General features: G+C 36.6%; 16 protein-coding genes and 1 tRNA gene. 4 read left to right on the top strand and 13 right to left on the bottom strand.

The features are described from left to right. Positions 1-2: 2 nt before the first annotated feature. The 12 genes from lepB to BM201_RS10715 all read right to left on the bottom strand — a co-directional run bounded on the left by lepB (position 3) and on the right by BM201_RS10715 (position 12,070). Entirely contained in the window at positions 3-1,580 is a 1,578-nt protein-coding gene (lepB, locus tag BM201_RS10770; RefSeq protein WP_092542496.1) for a signal peptidase I, read from the bottom strand. Positions 1,581-1,785: 205 nt separating this feature from the next. Continuing rightward, positions 1,786-2,502, bottom strand: coding sequence for a 4-hydroxy-tetrahydrodipicolinate reductase (gene dapB / locus BM201_RS10765; protein WP_092542494.1), 717 nt, complete (start codon positions 2,500-2,502; stop codon positions 1,786-1,788). A 2-nt stretch (positions 2,503-2,504) separates the two neighbouring features. Continuing rightward, on the bottom strand, positions 2,505-3,098 hold the full coding sequence (locus BM201_RS10760; RefSeq protein ID WP_092542492.1) for a DUF5683 domain-containing protein: 594 nt from the start codon (positions 3,096-3,098) through the stop codon (positions 2,505-2,507). Next, positions 3,088-3,987 (bottom strand): ParB/RepB/Spo0J family partition protein, encoded by a 900-nt coding sequence (locus BM201_RS10755; protein ID WP_092542490.1) that lies wholly within the window; start codon positions 3,985-3,987, stop codon positions 3,088-3,090. The genes BM201_RS10760 and BM201_RS10755 overlap by 11 nt, the downstream gene beginning before the upstream one ends. A gap of 3 nt (positions 3,988-3,990) precedes the next feature. Then, complete coding sequence (locus BM201_RS10750; protein WP_092542488.1) at positions 3,991-4,755, bottom strand: ParA family protein; 765 nt, start codon at positions 4,753-4,755, stop codon at positions 3,991-3,993. Positions 4,756-4,856: 101 nt separating this feature from the next. Next, on the bottom strand, positions 4,857-5,738 hold the full coding sequence (locus BM201_RS10745; protein ID WP_092542486.1) for an SDR family oxidoreductase: 882 nt from the start codon (positions 5,736-5,738) through the stop codon (positions 4,857-4,859). Positions 5,739-5,832: 94 nt separating this feature from the next. Beyond that, positions 5,833-7,956, bottom strand: coding sequence for a methylmalonyl-CoA mutase (gene scpA, locus BM201_RS10740; RefSeq protein WP_092542484.1), 2,124 nt, complete (start codon positions 7,954-7,956; stop codon positions 5,833-5,835). 2 nt (positions 7,957-7,958) lie between these two features. Then, complete coding sequence (locus tag BM201_RS10735) at positions 7,959-9,359, bottom strand: methylmalonyl-CoA mutase subunit beta (protein WP_092542482.1); 1,401 nt, start codon at positions 9,357-9,359, stop codon at positions 7,959-7,961. A gap of 41 nt (positions 9,360-9,400) precedes the next feature. Next, positions 9,401-9,715, bottom strand: a complete 315-nt coding sequence (locus BM201_RS10730; protein WP_092542480.1) for an FtsB family cell division protein — start codon at positions 9,713-9,715, stop codon at positions 9,401-9,403. A gap of 18 nt (positions 9,716-9,733) precedes the next feature. Beyond that, on the bottom strand, positions 9,734-10,342 hold the full coding sequence (udk, locus tag BM201_RS10725; RefSeq protein WP_092542478.1) for a uridine kinase: 609 nt from the start codon (positions 10,340-10,342) through the stop codon (positions 9,734-9,736). A 48-nt stretch (positions 10,343-10,390) separates the two neighbouring features. After that, on the bottom strand, positions 10,391-10,858 hold the full coding sequence (locus tag BM201_RS10720; protein ID WP_092542476.1) for a cytochrome c: 468 nt from the start codon (positions 10,856-10,858) through the stop codon (positions 10,391-10,393). A gap of 21 nt (positions 10,859-10,879) precedes the next feature. Beyond that, a complete protein-coding gene (locus BM201_RS10715) occupies positions 10,880-12,070 on the bottom strand; it encodes a PQQ-dependent sugar dehydrogenase (RefSeq protein ID WP_092542474.1) in 1,191 nt (396 codons plus the stop codon). Between the two features lie 142 nt (positions 12,071-12,212). Here BM201_RS10715 and BM201_RS10710 point away from each other — a divergent pair. Together BM201_RS10710 and BM201_RS10705 are read left to right on the top strand one after the other, a co-directional pair. After that, positions 12,213-12,287, top strand: a tRNA-Pro gene (locus BM201_RS10710). A gap of 417 nt (positions 12,288-12,704) precedes the next feature. Next, positions 12,705-13,829 (top strand): PAS domain-containing protein, encoded by a 1,125-nt coding sequence (locus BM201_RS10705; protein WP_092542472.1) that lies wholly within the window; start codon positions 12,705-12,707, stop codon positions 13,827-13,829. 17 nt (positions 13,830-13,846) lie between these two features. Here BM201_RS10705 and BM201_RS10700 read toward each other — a convergent pair whose 3' ends face one another. Continuing rightward, positions 13,847-14,995: a porin family protein gene (locus tag BM201_RS10700; protein ID WP_092542470.1), complete on the bottom strand. Its 1,149-nt coding sequence runs from the start codon at positions 14,993-14,995 to the stop codon at positions 13,847-13,849. A 504-nt stretch (positions 14,996-15,499) separates the two neighbouring features. Here BM201_RS10700 and BM201_RS10695 point away from each other — a divergent pair. Together BM201_RS10695 and BM201_RS10690 are read left to right on the top strand one after the other, a co-directional pair. Then, positions 15,500-16,243, top strand: a complete 744-nt coding sequence (locus tag BM201_RS10695) for an energy transducer TonB (RefSeq protein ID WP_092542468.1) — start codon at positions 15,500-15,502, stop codon at positions 16,241-16,243. A gap of 70 nt (positions 16,244-16,313) precedes the next feature. Continuing rightward, the gene (locus tag BM201_RS10690; RefSeq protein ID WP_092542466.1) at positions 16,314-17,093 is read left to right on the top strand and encodes a universal stress protein; all 780 of its coding nucleotides are present in this window, start codon (positions 16,314-16,316) and stop codon (positions 17,091-17,093) included. Positions 17,094-17,103: the final 10 nt, after the last annotated feature.

Here is a 17,103-nt window from a genome sequence, read left to right as displayed (position 1 = left end):
TTTTAAGAATCTGATTTTTTACGTTTTCTGAAGTAATTAAATCCGAAGAAAATTACCACTAAAATTAGAAAATAAGGTAGGTAGGAAACTGGTTTACCATCACCTTTTACAGTAGTGAACATTCTATCCCATCTTATGCCATCAAAAAATCCTGAAGCATATTTATCTTTACTGAACCATATAAATACCGGTTTTCCAACAACGTGATTATAAGGTACATAACCCCAGCTTCGGCTATCTTCACTATTGTGACGGTTGTCACCCATCATCCAATAGTAATTCTGTTTAAAAGTATAGGATTCTATAGGTTTACCGTTTAAAAGTACCTGTGTACCATTAAGGCTAATAGTATTATCAATACCCATTTCACTTCCTTCATAGACTTCGATAATTCTACGGTAAAACGGTAAAGATTCAGGAGTGATCGCTACTGTTTTTCCCTCTTCAGGAATATATATTGGTCCAAAATAGTCTAAATTATAACGCTTTTTATTATCGTTAGGGAATAGACTGGCTGACTTTTGTTCTTCAGGATAAATACGGCGTTCCAGTGATTTGATATAAGGGTTATTACGTAATCTTTGTGCAGTTTCTTCAGTTAATGCAGAAATTACGAATTCGTTAGTCGCACTATTAAAGTAGAAGCCATCAGTAATATCATACATTTGATACATGTACTGTGCATTCAATTGCTGTCCGTCGGTAGTGCCTTCGTAAGAATATTGTGGTTTTGCTCTTTCTGAAAGTTGAAGTTGTTTCCCATTTATAAAAACTTTCCCTTCAATGATCTCTAAAGAATCCCCCGCCACGGCTACACAACGTTTTACATAATTGGATTTTTTATCAATAGGTTTGTGATAATATTTTCCGTCACCATATTGCTGAAAAGCATTTACGGTATCAACAGGCCAGTTGAAAACTACAATATCATTCTTTTTTACTTCTTCGAATCCTGGTAATCTTAAATAAGGCACCTGAGGCTCTGTAGAATAGGATTTAATTCCAGCAACCGGAATAGTATCATGTACCATTGGGAAGGCAATAGGAGTTTGTGGTATTCTGGCTCCATAGTGAAACTTACTCACAAAAAGATAATCTCCCACTAAAAGTGTTTTCTCTAGAGATGAAGTAGGTATTGTAAATGGCTGCATTAAATAACCATGGACGATGGTCGCTGCTACGACCGCAAACAAAATAGAGCTTACCCATTCTCCGGCCGTAGTTGCAGGCTTAAGGTTTCTATCCTTAACATGTTTTACATCCTGAGTGTAATTAATATAATAGATATAGAATCCCAGTGTAAGAATCGCTAACCACGTATCTGCGGTACTTTTTCTTCCAAAACTTCTTAAGGTCTCTACCCAAATTACAGGGAACATGATAAGATTTACAATCGGAATAAAAAGTAAAATAACCCACCACCAGGGACGGTGAATAATTTTCATTAAGATCACAGCATTGTAAATAGGGATCATAGCTTCCCAGGCTTTTCTTCCCGCCTTTTGATATAATTTCCAGGTTCCGGCAAAATGAATCACTTGCACAACCAGAAAGAAAATAAACCACTCTGTAAATGTCATATCTTATTATTTCCCTGTTAGTATGCCTAAAAGGCTATTCGTTACGCGATAATGGAGATTAATATTCTATAACCTCGATATTCAAATTAATTTTTAACAAGAGACTCAACAGATTAAACTGAGGTAGTTTACTCAAAATTTATTCTGAAAGTAAAACTAAAAATATTGATGTCTTTTGCTAAAATTCGATAAAATAGAAGTCTTTTTATTCAAAAAGACTTGATAGAACATCTTTCATCGTATGTACTCCTTTTTTATCTTTTAACCATTCTGCTGCCACTACCGCTCCTTTTGCAAATCCTTCTCGAGAATGCGCTGTATGCATGATCTCGATATCATCGATTCTGGATGTATAACTTACCGTATGGGTTCCCGGCACATCTTCAATTCGTTTTGCAAAAACCGGAATTTCATTATCATTCGCAGTTTCTAAATGCCAACCTTTCTTACGTTCATTTACATCTATGATCTGCTCAGCTAAACTAATTGCCGTTCCGCTGGGAGCATCTAATTTCTTGGTGTGATGAATCTCTTCAATTTCTACGCCATATTCTTCAAGATTCTTCATCATGCCGGCTAATTTTTTATTCAGCTCAAAGAATATGTTCACTCCTAAAGAAAAATTACTGGCATAAATAAATGCAGCGTCGTTATCGTTACACATTTCAACTGCTTCATCATATTTATCTAACCAACCGGTTGTGCCAGAAACTACCGGAATACCGGCCTTAAAACAAGATGTAATATTTTTAAAAGCGGCATCTGGAATACTAAAATCGATGGCTACATCGATTCCTATTTCTTCCAAGCTATAACTTTCTATATTTTTATCGATCTTCAGAATAATTTCGTGTCCGCGTTCTATAGCAATACTTTCTATTGCCTGTCCCATTCTTCCGTATCCTAAAAGTGCTATTTTCATTTTTAAAATTTAAAATTCAGTGAAAATCCGTAATTTGATTTTCCTGTAAATTTATCGAGATTATAATTTGGTTTTAAACTTAGATCTTCGCTTACATTAAATTGTTGTAGGTGTGCATCTACGTTAGCATCGATAATGTTTAGCGCATAAAATCCTATGGCTACTAAAATCGATATTTCTTTATTTCTCTGGTAAAGTTCCTGGGCGCTTCGCAATCCCTGGTCTGATATTCGCCCGGCAAACTCATCTTCACGACCTGCTAGTCGTTGTTTGTAAGCTGTACGGTAGCGATCATACTGGCGATCGTTATCGATGTAGAAATAAATAGGAATTCCTATCCCAGCATAAACCAAAGGTACTTTCCAAATTCTGCCATTATAAATCTGACCTAAACCGGGTAGAATTGCCGAGTAAAATGCAGCTTTTGCAGGTGCCAAAGCATTATATGGTTTGTAATCCTGTTCTTCTTCAAGATCTTGTGCTTCTTCGGGATTTTCAATTAGCCTTGGATTTTCTACAGAAAGAGAATCCTGAGCGCTAAGTTGAATTGTTAACAGAAGCAATAACAGTACAGGAAGTAGCTGCTTACTCTTCACCCTGGATCAATTTTTTAATTCGGTTAAATTCCTCTTCAGAAGAAAAAGGGATCGTAAGTTTTCCTTTTCCGTTTTTCTGCACCTTCACATCGACTTTTGTCCCAAGATAATCTGTAAATTCCTTGATACTTTTTTTATAGGTTACCGGTATTGAAGGTTTTGAAGCTGTTTTTTGTTCAGGTCCGTTTTTGGCCTCTTTTACCAGTTTTTCAGTATCCCTTACAGATAATGAGTTTTTTAAGATCTTTTCGTAGATCTCTAACTGTATTTGAGGATCATCTACATTAATTAGGGCTCTACCATGTCCCATTCCTAGAAATCCATCACGCATTCCCGTTTGGATAATTGGATCTAATTTTAAAAGCCGTAAGTAATTCGCAATGGTAGACCGGTTTTTACCTACACGATCACTAAGTTGCTCTTGCGTAAGGCTAATTTCATCAATAAGGCGCTGATAGGAGAGTGCAATTTCTATAGGATCAAGATCCTGGCGCTGAATGTTTTCAACTAAAGCCATTTCCAGGCTTTCCTGGTCGTTGGCAATTCGAATATAAGCCGGGATGGTCTCCAGACCAATTAGTTTAGAAGCTCTAAAACGACGCTCTCCAGAAACAAGCTGATATTTATCGAAATCGAGTTTTCTAACGGTAATGGGCTGAATTACCCCAAGTTCTTTAATAGAACTTCCCAGTTCGCGTAAGGCATCTTCGTTAAAACTGGTTCTTGGCTGAAATGGATTGACTTCAATAGAAGATAATTCCAATTCAACTATATGCCCCACCAACTTATCTGCATTTTTATCTTCAGCTGAATTTATATCGTTTTGAGGATCTTTCAATAGCGCAGAAAGACCTCTACCAAGTGCCTGTTTTTTTGTAGCCTTCGCCATCCTCTAACTGTTTTTCTTAATAATTTCGTGCGCCAAACTTAAGTAATTTGTAGCCCCTTTACTAGACGCATCGTAATTAATTATACTTTCTCCATAACTTGGCGCTTCACTTAAACGCACATTTCGCTGAATGATTGTTTCAAAAACCATTTCATCGAAATGTTTTTGAACTTCTTCTACAACCTGATTAGAGAGTCGTAAACGGCTGTCGTACATGGTAAGCAATAAACCTTCGATATCCAGTTTATTATTGTGTATTTTCTGAACGCTTTTTATAGTATTCAATAATTTACCTAAACCTTCTAGGGCAAAATATTCACATTGAATAGGAATAATTACTGAATCTGAAGCTGTTAAAGCATTTAAAGTTAGCAATCCTAGGGAAGGAGCACAGTCTATTAATATGTAGTCGTACTGATCTTTAAGCGGAGTGATTGCTTTTCTTAGCATCGACTCACGATTTTCCTGATCAACCAGTTCAATTTCGATAGCTACTAAATCGATATGGGCAGGTATAAGATCTAAATTGGGTGAACTTGTTTCCATGATCGCTTTTTCTGGAGTAATAGAATGTTCCAAAAGCTGATATGTTCCCAATTCTATTTCTTCAACATCAATTCCTAATCCTGAAGTTGCGTTTGCCTGGGGATCGGCATCAATAAGAAGTACTTTTTTTTCTAAAACACCAAGGGAAGCAGCAAGATTTACTGAAGTTGTAGTTTTTCCTACTCCACCTTTCTGATTGGCAATAGCGATGATTTTACCCATTAATTTGTATCAATTTTTGAAGGTAAAAATACAATTTATTATAGGTTTATAAAATCATTTTGTTAACAGGTTTTTCAAAAACTTTAACAATCGCAAAAGTTTTAACCTCTTTTTTTTGCTTTAATCATCGCTTCTAGCTGGTCCCATAATTCTTCGGGGATCGCTTCCAGCAAATTAAACTGCCCGGCGCCCTTTAACCATTCACCACCATCGATGGTGATAACTTCCCCATTTAGATACGCAGAAAAGTCAGATACCAGATAGGAGGCAAGGTTTGCCAGTTCCTGGTGATCACCAACTCGTTTTAGTGGAACTTTTTTAGCTAGATCGAATTTATCTTTTAAATCACCCGGTAATAATCGATCCCAGGCACCTTTAGTTGGGAATGGGCCCGGAGCAATTGCATTACATCTAATACCGTATTTAGCCCATTCTACCGCTAAAGACCTGGTCATTGCCAAAACTCCTGCTTTTGCGGTGGCGCTTGGTACAACATAAGCAGAGCCCGTCCAGGCATAGGTAGTAACAATATTTAAAATTGAGGTATTTTCGGTTTTTTTATCAATCCAATGTTTCCCAAAGGCTAGCGTACAGTTTTTACTTCCTTTAAGAACAATATCGATAATGGTATCAAATGCGTTTGCTGAAAGACGCTCGGTAGGAGATATAAAATTTCCGGCAGCGTTATTCAGCAAAACATCAACTTCTCCAAATTCAGCCAAAACCAGTTGAAGCATTTTTTCAACTTCATCATAATTTCGAACATCACATTGCACAGGTAAACACTTTCCGCCGGTTTCGTTTTCTAGTTCTGAAGCTGTATTCTGAAGTTTCTCCAAATTCCGAGAAGAAATCGCCACATTAGCGCCTAATTCTAAAAAATGCTTAGTCATTGATTTTCCAAGACCGCTACCACCACCAGTTACAACAATAGTTTTACCGGCTAAAGCATCGTCACGCAGCATTTTTTTTGTGAAGTCCATTATTCTGAATTTGTAAGTTTAGCAATGAATTTACTTATATTTTTTCAGAATTTGTGATAAAAGATGCTCAAAATTATGCATTTTGAATTATTCATCACTCGTCAATCAAGATTTCTAATAATTGTACTGCGGCATCACTAATTTTTGTACCTGGTCCAAAAACAGCTACGGCACCGGCATCAAATAAATATTGATAATCCTGCGACGGGATCACGCCACCAACAATCACCATTATATCTTCACGACCTAGTTTTTTTAGTTCTTCCAATACCTGTGGTATTAAAGTTTTATGCCCGGCTGCTAAAGACGAAACACCAAGAATATGAACATCATTTTCTACCGCTTGTTTTGCCGCTTCTTTTGGCGTTTGAAAAAGCGGACCAATATCTACATCAAAACCTACATCGGCATAAGCGGTAGCTACAACTTTTGCTCCTCGATCGTGCCCATCCTGTCCCATTTTAGCGATCATAATTCGTGGTCGGCGACCGTCCTGCTCGGCAAATTTATCGGTAAGTTTTCTGGCTTTTAAAAATGTTTCGTTGTCTTTCATTTCTTTAGAATAAACTCCGCTAAAAGATTGAATTTTTGCCTTATATCTTCCAAAAGTTTCCTCTAGCGCATCGCTTATTTCTCCTAAAGTTGCTCTTTTTCTGGCAGCTTCAACGGCTAGAGCCAATAAATTTTCTTGCCCGGTTCGAGCCGATTTTGTAAGATTTTCGAGTGCTTTTTTTACTTCAGATTCGTTTCTTTCGGCCTTAATTTTTTCGAGGCGTTCTATTTGTTGATTGCGTACACTTTGATTATCAACTTCAAGCGTAAGCAATTCCTCTTCTTTTTGTAAGCGATATTTATTGGTTCCAACGATAACATCAGTTTCGTTATCAATTCTGGCTTGTTTTCTTGCAGCAGCTTCTTCGATACGCATTTTTGGAATTCCGGCTTCGATGGCTTTCGTCATTCCGCCAAGATCTTCAACTTCTTCAATTAATTTCCAGGCTTTTTCAGCAATGTCATTCGTTAAACTTTCAACATAATAACTACCGGCCCAAGGATCTACAGTTTTAGTGATCGATGTTTCCTGCTGAAGATGTAACTGCGTATTCCTCGCGATTCTTGCTGAAAAATCTGTAGGCAAAGCAATTGCCTCATCTAAAGCATTGGTATGTAAACTTTGCGTGCCACCAAATGCCGCAGCTGCCGCTTCTATGGAAGTCCGTGCTACATTATTAAAAGGATCCTGTTCTGTCAAACTCCATCCGCTGGTTTGCGAATGGGTTCTAAGCGATAAGCTTTTTGGATTTTTAGGATTGAATTGTTTTACCAGTTTTGCCCAAAGCATGCGTGCTGCTCGCATTTTAGCAACTTCCATAAAATGGTTCATACCAATTGCCCAAAAGAATGAAAGTCGGGGTGCAAAACTATCGATATCCATTCCGGCTTCTAAACCTTTACGAATATATTCTAATCCGTCTGCAAGTGTGTATGCCAATTCGATATCGCTCGTTGCCCCAGCTTCCTGCATGTGATAGCCAGAAATACTAATGCTGTTGAATTTAGGTATGTGTTGCGAGCTGTATTCAAAAATGTCTGCAATGATCTTCATCGACGGAGTAGGAGGGTAGATATAGGTGTTTCTCACCATAAACTCCTTTAAAATATCATTTTGAATCGTTCCTGAAAGCTGCGCTGGTTTTACGCCCTGTTCTTCTGCAGCGACAATGTAAAAAGCTAAAATGGGTAATACAGCGCCGTTCATCGTCATGGAAACCGACATTTTATCTAACGGAATCTGATCGAAAAGGATTTTCATATCCTCAACCGAATCGATTGCAACACCGGCTTTTCCCACATCGCCAACCACACGTTCGTGATCACTATCGTAACCGCGGTGCGTTGCCAAATCGAAAGCTACCGAAAGGCCTTTTTGTCCGGCAGCTAAATTTCTGCGATAAAAAGCATTACTCTCTTCTGCAGTAGAAAATCCTGCATATTGTCTTATCGTCCACGGGCGCTCCACATACATCGTACTGTAAGGGCCACGTAAAAATGGTGGCGTACCGGCAACAAAATTAAGATGCTCAAAATTTGCAATATCTTCTTTGGAATATGAAGATTTGATATGGATTTCTTCCGGAGTTTTGTAGGTCGAAATTGTGGATTTTTCGCCTATTTTTTTTTCGATTAACTGTAAATCTTTAAGGCCTTTTCTTCCCATAATTATGCGTTTACAGTTTTTTCGGTTGCTAATCGTTGCTCTTCCAGTTTTTCACTTAATCGGCGTTCTAAAATCGGTTCGATCAAGGTTTTTCGGGGATTTTTCTTCAAGAACGGATATAACTGAATCTCATCCTGCATTTTATCTGCCGGATTTTGATATTTGTTGGTACCAATTAAAATAAGTTCCCCAGCATCGAATTTCGCCTGTTCTTTTTCAGCCGATTCTCTTATTTTCTTCTGGATAATACTTTCCTTCAGTTGTTTTAAAAATCCGCCTCCATTTTCAATATCCTTAAAAATTGCCAGTGCTTTTTCAGCAAACTGTTCAGTTAGGTTTTCGATATAATAGGCACCTTCCGCAGCATTTTTTACTTTATTTAAATGCGCTTCGTGCTTCATAATTAAAAGCTGATTGCGGGCGATTCTATTCCCAAACTCGTTATTTTTATGATAAACCGCATCGTAGGGTAGATTAAAAATAGCATCTGCACCACCAAGAATTGCACTCATACTTTCTGTAGTGGTGCGCAATAAATTTACATTGTAATCGTAAAGCGTTTTGTTACGTTTTGAAGGTTGGGCGAGAATAAAAACTTCTTTGTTGAATCCGTAAGCTTCAGCGATACTTGAAAAAAGCCATCGTAAAGCTCTAATTTTAGCAATCTCGAAAAAGTAATTTGGCCCCACGGCCACTAAAAATTGCAATTTGAGCGCTTTTTTTACTTCCGAAGAAAGAAAATTCACCTCGTTAATATGATTAAGGTATTCGTTTGCATGTGCGATCGCATAAGCCAATTGCTGCGGAATCGTAGCGCCGGCGTTTTGATACAGCATGGTATCTACGGAAATAACCGATTCGAAATTCGACGAATCTTGAAGAATTTGATCTAAAATTTTACGATCACTTTCTAAGTTAGCAAACCAGTTTCCTGTAGCCGCTAAATTGCCAATAATATCGATCTGCAAGTAAACTTTTGCATTTTTATCCTGAAAAAAATTACGCAAACCTTTTAGAAATTCTTCAGAAAAAAAAGTGAATTTCAGGTAAATAGGAGTAGAATGAAAATCGAAGTTTTTGAATAGTTTTTTTAGATCGGTCTCTTCCGAAGAAATGATAAACCAGATACTTTCAGCTCCTTTTTCGACTAATTTTAAAGCGCGGTAGTTGCTTTTTTCTTCTGAAACAACATAAATTTGGTCGCAAATCGACCAATCTTTGCTAGAATCTATCTGTAAAGTTTCAATTTGATCATCCTGATGGTAAAATGGCCTAATATCTATGCCATCTAAAGTATGAGTTACCAGGTTTTGATAATCTGAACCCTGTAGCTCAAACTGAATTTTCTGTTTCCATTGTTTTGCAGAAACTTCATCAAAATCCTGAAATAATGATTGCTTCATAATCGTGTGGTTTTAAGAAAACAGGCGAAAAATGACCAATATTAATCTATAGTATCGTATTCGATAATGTAGATTTCTTCGTTAGGACGTTTCATATAATATTTTTGGCGAGCAAATTTTTCTAATTCTATAGAATCGCCTAAAGTGCCAATGATGGCTTTATCGTGAGAAATCTCCTTTTGGTAATATTCCTTGTTTTCTCTAAGCTCGTTAATTTCCTGGTTAAGTTCGTGATGGATAAACCAGGAATTACTATCTAAAAAGAACATCCAGATAGCAAAAATAAGGCCTAGCAAAACATATTTATTGCTAAGTATTTTAAACCATCTTTTATTGCGAAGTTCTTTTAATTTCATGTGCTTAAATATACAAAATTAGGACAAGCGATCTTTTATAATTGTCTGAACGATATCAACAGCTACCGTATTGTAACGATTGGTAGGGATTATAATATCTGCAAATTCTTTGGTAGGTTCTATAAACTGGTTATGCATTGGTTTAAGCGTTGTTTGGTAGCGCCAAAGCACTTCTTCCAGATCACGTCCACGATCTGCTATATCACGTTTTAATCGTCTAATTAAACGCTCGTCACTATCTGCATGCACATAAATTTTGATGTCGAACATATCGCGAATATCAGCGTGGGCAAGGATTAGAATGCCTTCTACGATAACCACTTTACGAGGATGAACTTCTATAAATTCTCCTGTTCTATTATGTTCTTTGAATGAATATACCGGCTGCATCACATTGTTACCGGCTTTTAATTCCTGAAGGTGAGAAACCAATAGATCGAAATCTATAGATTTTGGATGATCAAAGTTGATCTTTTTACGTTCTTCGAAGCTTAGATGGCTGGTATCCATATAATAGGAATCCTGGGAGATTACATCTACTTCTTCATTCTTTAACTCGTCGATTATTTGATTTACAACGGTAGTCTTTCCGCTACCTGTACCTCCGGCAATTCCAATTATAAGCATCTGAGAAAATTTGGGGCAAATTTAATTATTTACCCCAAAAATTAAATTTTATTCAGATTTTTCTACTGCGGCAACTTCTTCTTCGGTTACCATATCGTCGATATTGTTGCTCCAAGAGTTCATTGCGTAGTTAAGTGCATCTGCAACTTCCTGGTTGCTTAATCCCATAGGAGTCATTACGTTATCGTATTCTTTACCGTTTACGGTGATTGGTCCCTGCATACCGTATTTTACACCACGAATACTTTCAGTTCTTTTTTCTCTTAACCAGTTAGAACCGTCGAGTGGAGGATAGGTTCCCGGGATTCCTTTTCCGGTAGGAAGGTGACAGGTAACACATAGCTGAGAATACACTTTTTTACCTCTTGCGATACTTTCGTCTAAAGGTGTTTTTTCTGCTGAACTGTTATCTGCCGGGATAGTGTAGGTATCTTCCTCTTCGGTAGATTCCTGCTTTTTGTCTGATTTGCAAGCCATAGCTCCCAGAATCACGGCAATACTTAGTAACTTTTTCATTGTTTATCGTTTGTGTTTAATCTAATTATTCTGCTTTTTTACTAACTTTAATACGCCTTTTCCTTCCACGCCAAGATATATATTTCCATCGGGTCCTTCAACAACTTCTCTTAATCTTCCAACATTTTCGACTAATTTCTCTCTTTTGGTGATTTTCTTTCCGTCTAAAATCAAAAGTTCTAAATACTGAAATTTAAGGGAGCCGGCTAGTAAATTCCCTTGAAGTTCTGGATATTCTTCAGAAGTTACATATGCGAATCCACTTGGTGCGATTGAAGGTAACCAGTAAAAAATAGGATCTTCAAACTCTGGCCGGCTACGCTCGTCTGTAATAGGAGTGCCATTGTAATTTTCTCCATAGGTAACAACCGGCCATCCGTAATTAGCGCCTGCTTTTACAACATTTATTTCATCACCGCCCTGTGGCCCATGTTCGTGAACCCAAATTTCGCCAGTTTCAGGATTTGATATCATTCCTTGTGGGTTACGATGCCCGTATGAGTAGATCGCTTCTTTAGCATTTTCCTCTCCAACAAATGGATTGTCCTGCGGAATGCTTCCATCATCATTTAAGCGATAAACTTTACCGTTATCTCTAGTAATATCTTGTGGATTTTCGTCGCGAGCGCCACGTTCTCCAGCTGAAAAATATAAATAACCTTCTTTATCAAAACTAATTCTGGAACCAAAATGCTGTCCTTTTGTGGTATTTGGACCAGTCTTATATAATACTTCTACATTGGATAGCTGAGTTCCGTCGATCTTAGCTCTGGCGATTGCTGTATTTCCACCTTCACCTTCACCCTCAGAAGAAGCATAAGTAAAATAAATCCATCCATTATTTGCATAATCTGGGTGTACAGCGATATCTAATAATCCGCCTTGGCCACGCACATAAACTTCAGGAACATTAGAAAGTTTTTGCTTTTGTCCGTCTCTGTAATGATAAATATCCCCAGATTTATCGGTAATTAGCATACTATTATCTGGAAGAAAATCGATTCCCCATGGGATGGCAATACCTTCTACAACAACCTCTGTGTCATAGTTATCATTAGTTTCAGCAGAGATAGGATCTGGTACTTCTTGTTGAATATCTTCTGGAGTTTCTACGGTAGGATCTGTTTTTTCAGCAGTATCATTATCTTTTGAACTTTCACCACAAGCGATTATACCACAAGCGATACCAATATAGATTATTGTTTTTTTCATGAAAAGCTATTATGAGATTGGTTGTAATTTAAAGGATTAAAAGCTATTTACTGAACTAATATATAAAAAATCTCAACTTTCTATTGTGGTGCTAAAAGAATTATTATATTTGCACCCGCAATTGAGAATAACAATTGTAAAACGGGGTGTAGCGTAGCCCGGTCATCGCGCCTGCTTTGGGAGCAGGAGGTCGCAGGTTCGAATCCTGCCACCCCGACAAATTTTATAAGATATTATCATAAAACCACTAAAAATCAATGTTTTTTAGTGGTTTTTTTATTTCCTATATCTTCAGGTTCTGTTCTTATAATCTTCACTATAATGAGCTAAACATGGGACCTCCTCTTCTATCTGCTTAATATTTCTTCAAGTTCATTTTAATAAAACGTTTTATAACTCTTCATAGAGTATGAACGTTTCTAATTTCGTTATTTTGACTCCAGATCTGAAATTTTAACTTTAAAGGTGCTTCTTAATACTAAAAAATGTTAATTTATCCAGGGTTTTGAATACAGATATACCGAATATCCTTAGTTTTACTGCGGTTTCAGAGTATTTCTATAACTTTAATAATCATCTAGTTCTATCTATAATCTGAAGAAATGCGAATTTCATTGTTCGCGATCACTTGAACATGGAAAAAGAATATATGCTCGAAAAAGAACGCTTAAAAGAACTCTATAGTTATCAGATTTTAGATACAGATCCTGAATTGGAACTAGATGAAATTACGCAGCTGGCATCTCTAATTTGTGGGTTACCAATAGCTTTAATTGGCCTGGTAGATAAAGACAGGCAATGGTTTAAGTCTACTTTTGGTATTGCAGTTTCTGAAATTCCTAGAAAAGAAGCCTTTTGCCATCGTTTAATATCTGAAGATCTCGAGCTTTTGGAGATCGAAAATACGCATGCAGACGAAAGATTTAAAAATGATCCTGTAGTCGCTGCAGCCTTACATATTCAATTTTATGCAGGTGTTCCTCTTAAAAGCCCTGCAGGACATGTATTAGGGACACTTTGCGTTATGGATACACAGCCTAATAAACTTTCAGAAGATCAGAAAAAAGGTCTGTTGCTTTTGGCCAAAAAGGCAACAGATTTTTTAAATACGCGTAGGACCTTAAGAGATCAAAAAATGCATATTGATCTTAGCGCATCTCGACTAAAACAAATCATGGATAATGTTCCCGGCGTAGTGTTTCAGATAAGGATCGCCTCGAATCTTGATTTTAGTTTTGATTTTTTAAGCAAAGGGATAGAAGATGTACATCCAGATATCGAGCAGCAGTGTGTAGTTGAAAATCCTATAAAATTTATTGATTACATTCATCCAGAAGATAAAAAGGAATTTTTGCAAACGGTAGAGAAAGCAGCAAACACCTTGTCTTCTTATAAATTTACGTTTAGAATTGTTTGGCCAAACGGGCAAACCAAATGGTTTAAGCTAAGAGCATCACCAAAAAAGATCGATAACGAGATCATTTTGTGGTTTGGAACTTTATTAGACGTTTCTGGAATTATGGAATACGAGTCTATTTTAGAGCAAATTACTTTTGATATTTCACATGTGATTAGAAATCCTCTTACCAATTTACAGGGATTAAGTACGGTGCTTAAAAACGAAGATAAATTAAGCGAATGTGATCTTCGAAATTATGCAGAGATGATTAGTATCGTGATCGAAGAGCTGGATATTTTTACTCGAAAATTAGACCAGTTCTATCAACTAAAGATCGCTGATCATCAGGCAAGAATTTAGATTTTTATGGCTAAGATCTAAAATGCTACCTGAAATTGTATGAGTCCGCGGTTAGAGTCGTATTGCGAAGTATTTTCAAAATTTTTTTGGTAGTCATAAAATACACCAACAAAAGACAATTTAGCATCATAATCACCGGCCAAAACCAGACTGAACATTGGGATGTGCGAACGTAAAATATCTCCGGTAACCTGGCTATTGGTATCTAGATATTCTTGCCTTATGCTAAACTCTAAAGCTTTTAAATAGGGGAGATGAACGTACTTTTTCGCCCTAATCAAGCTGTAAATTCCTTCCATATAGAAATCGTTTAATTGCAATTCCTGCTCTAAAATATGAGGATCAAAAAGATCATTATAGGCTGTAAAATTGGTACCTCGTTTATATTCCATATGGGCATCGATTTCCCAGGAAGAATTTACTGGATAATTAATTTTTAGATCGGCACCGTAGGCATTAGCATTTTGCTGATTTTTTTTAGTGATCGCGCCGTTTATACCAAATTGCACAATATCTAAAGGTAATAATTCTAGACGCAGACTGTAATTTTTGTGGTTATCGTTATCCTGTCTTTGATTTCGGTTATTTCCGTTGTAAACCGTGAAGTAGTATTTAAGCGGAATTTTATTTTGAAATAGATCTCCGTAAACCGCAGCACCTATCTGAAAACTTTGCCATGCATTTTGACCAAATAGAAAATACTGGTTAGACCAGCGGTACGAATTATTAAGCTGAAATGGATGCAAATCTTCTAAACCAAAGTACGGTCTAAACTGGCCAAGCCTGAAATTTAAATAAGGATTCATTTTATATTGAACAAATGCATTTTCTAATACTTTTCTCGAAACAGATTCATTGCTGAAATTGGCCAAATTCAATAAAATTGAAGTCGAAATTCTGTCATTTATATAAAAGCTAGTCGAAAATCGAACATATTCCATTTGAAAAGAATTATTTACGATTTCCTGATCAGTTTCAAGTTCTTCAGAAAAATGATTGCCTTCAAAATCGATATTTTCATCAAAAGATGCGGCATATCTACCAACCACTAATGCTTTTAGTTGCATTCGCTTTTCAAATTCAGCAAAAAGTGAAGAATCCTGGGGTTGTTGTGCGTAGAATGGAAGCATTAAAAGCGCGAAAAATGCCTGGATGAAGATTTTCATAATAGCTATGATTTACATGCTGTGGGACTTGTAAAATTAGAGGTCTCTTTGGCAAGATTGTATGATTTTTATCAGCTTTCTAAGCGATCTTGTATGTTTTAAGCTCCTATTTTATAAGTGAATTTGTGTTTTAGGATCATTAGCGCTTTTAGCACCAGTGCTTCAGTGAATATTGATTAATTTCTGAAGTTTTTATGCTGAATTTTCTGTTAGTCTTTTTCAGAAAAAATCACTGCAAAAAACATCGAATTTGAGCATTGATATCTTCCGCAGAAAAAAATATTGAAAAATTTTCTAAAGCTGATATTTATCAGGTTTCTTTAAGTAGATAGTATATACCTTTAATACTGTAAAAATGATGGAGGAATTTGTAAATCAGTTATTTAAAAAGATCAATTTTTAGACCGATTTATAAAGAACGACGCCCCAAAAGAGATTGAAATTCCCCGAAGTTTAGCTTCGGAAATTTAAATAATCACTGAATAGAAATTTAAACCAAGCGTCATGAAAGCCAAGAAAAATCCCAAAGCAGACCTCAACAGAGGAAGTTTGATTTTCTTCCAAATTGGTCTCATCATGATACTGTCCTCTGTGTATTTTACTTTAGAAATGCGCACAGCTGTAAATGATAGTGTCGATAATTATACCGTAGAGGTCGATGAAGAAATGATCGTGGATATTCCAATTACCCAAATGAATACTCCGCCGCCTCCACCACCTCCACCGCCACCTGTAATTCCAGAAGTGATCGATATTGTAAATGATGATCTGGACATTCAAGAAGATGTAATCGTCTCTACAGAAAGTGACCAGGACGATAGAATCGAAACCATTGCAGAAGTAGCAGATATTTCAGACGGGTATGGCGAAGAAGAGGTAGAGCAAGTTCCATTTGTATTCGTAGAACAGGTGCCAATATTCCCTGGATGTGAGGATCTTAAAGATAATGAAGCTCGTAAAAAATGTATGACCGAGAAAATAGACGAATTTGTTAGAAATGAGTTTAATACCGATGTAGGAACAGATGCCGGAGTATCTGGAATAAACCGAATAATCGTAGTCTTTAAGATTAACGAATTTGGAAAAGTAACCGATATACAATCCAGAGCACCAAACATTTTGTTAGAAGAAGAAGCAGAGCGAGTGATAAAACTTCTGCCTCAAATGCAGCCTGGTATGCAGCGTAATCGCCCGGTAAGAATTTCTTACTCCCTACCAATTGTGTTCGAATTTAGAGAACGCAGTTAGGAGAAACGGAAGATAGACGGCCCTCAAAATTTTGAAATATATCTATGGAATTCAATTAAAACCAAAAAACATGAAAACTGTTCTTATCCCTTTCGATTTTTCAAAAGCTTCTTTAAATGCACTAAAGTATGCTGTTGAATTTGCAAAACAAAAACCAATTGTGACCGTGTATTTACTTCGCATCTTACCAGAAAATGCTAATGAGGCTGAGGTAAAGGCAAAGTTAGATGAAGTAATCGCTGATTATAATAAACCTGGATTTCCAGAGATCAAAACGCTTGTAAAACAAGGAGAAACCGCACCCGTAATTGTAGAATTAAGGGACGAACTAAACATTGATCTTGTGATCATAGGAACTCGAGGCTCTAAGGTTAAAAGAGAAGATATGACTTCTAATACCTCTAAGTTTATTCAGCAAGCAGATCTTCCGGTCTTAGTGATCCCAGAAAATTCTAAATATTTCAGTCTAAAAACGATCATTTTAACCATGGGTAAAGAAAAAATAGCAGATAGAAATGTGCTCTTTACTTTACTAGATGTAGCAAGACGTTTTAAAGCAAAAGTTCATTTACTAACCGTGGATAAAGGTTCTAAATTAATGGGCTATTCAGAATACGATGAGATCAATGAAAGAACCATAGAATACTTCCTAGAAGATTTCTATTCTCACCATGCTTATCTTGAAAATGAAGATATTGAAGAAGGAATAAAGCAATACCTGGAAAGTCATAATATAGACATGCTTGCCATAATGCCTAAAACACATTTAGAAAATGGTAAAGCTTCTAAAGGTAAGCTAACCAATATTTTAACATTGCATAGTGATAAGCCTTTGCTGGTGTTAGATTAAAAAATTAGCA

Source organism: Zunongwangia mangrovi (assembly GCF_900112105.1).
GTDB lineage: Bacteria > Bacteroidota > Bacteroidia > Flavobacteriales > Flavobacteriaceae > Zunongwangia > Zunongwangia mangrovi.
Note: the sequence above shows the minus strand (reverse complement) of the source record. Positions and strands in the feature narration are given on the sequence as shown.

Bases quoted from the DNA above. Each gene is read 5' to 3' on its own strand.
- lepB (WP_092542496.1), bottom strand. From the start codon at position 1,580: ATGACATTTACAGAGTGGTTTATTTTCTTTCTGGTTGTGCAAGTGATT.
- dapB (WP_092542494.1), bottom strand. From the start codon at position 2,502: ATGAAAATAGCACTTTTAGGATACGGAAGAATGGGACAGGCAATAGAA.
- BM201_RS10755 (WP_092542490.1), bottom strand. From the start codon at position 3,987: ATGGCGAAGGCTACAAAAAAACAGGCACTTGGTAGAGGTCTTTCTGCG.
- BM201_RS10750 (WP_092542488.1), bottom strand. From the start codon at position 4,755: ATGGGTAAAATCATCGCTATTGCCAATCAGAAAGGTGGAGTAGGAAAA.
- BM201_RS10745 (WP_092542486.1), bottom strand. From the start codon at position 5,738: ATGGACTTCACAAAAAAAATGCTGCGTGACGATGCTTTAGCCGGTAAA.
- scpA (WP_092542484.1), bottom strand. From the start codon at position 7,956: ATGGGAAGAAAAGGCCTTAAAGATTTACAGTTAATCGAAAAAAAAATA.
- BM201_RS10735 (WP_092542482.1), bottom strand. From the start codon at position 9,359: ATGAAGCAATCATTATTTCAGGATTTTGATGAAGTTTCTGCAAAACAA.
- BM201_RS10730 (WP_092542480.1), bottom strand. From the start codon at position 9,715: ATGAAATTAAAAGAACTTCGCAATAAAAGATGGTTTAAAATACTTAGC.
- udk (WP_092542478.1), bottom strand. From the start codon at position 10,342: ATGCTTATAATTGGAATTGCCGGAGGTACAGGTAGCGGAAAGACTACC.
- BM201_RS10720 (WP_092542476.1), bottom strand. From the start codon at position 10,858: ATGAAAAAGTTACTAAGTATTGCCGTGATTCTGGGAGCTATGGCTTGC.
- BM201_RS10715 (WP_092542474.1), bottom strand. From the start codon at position 12,070: ATGAAAAAAACAATAATCTATATTGGTATCGCTTGTGGTATAATCGCT.
- BM201_RS10705 (WP_092542472.1), top strand. From the start codon at position 12,705: ATGGAAAAAGAATATATGCTCGAAAAAGAACGCTTAAAAGAACTCTAT.
- BM201_RS10700 (WP_092542470.1), bottom strand. From the start codon at position 14,995: ATGAAAATCTTCATCCAGGCATTTTTCGCGCTTTTAATGCTTCCATTC.
- BM201_RS10695 (WP_092542468.1), top strand. From the start codon at position 15,500: ATGAAAGCCAAGAAAAATCCCAAAGCAGACCTCAACAGAGGAAGTTTG.
- BM201_RS10690 (WP_092542466.1), top strand. From the start codon at position 16,314: ATGAAAACTGTTCTTATCCCTTTCGATTTTTCAAAAGCTTCTTTAAAT.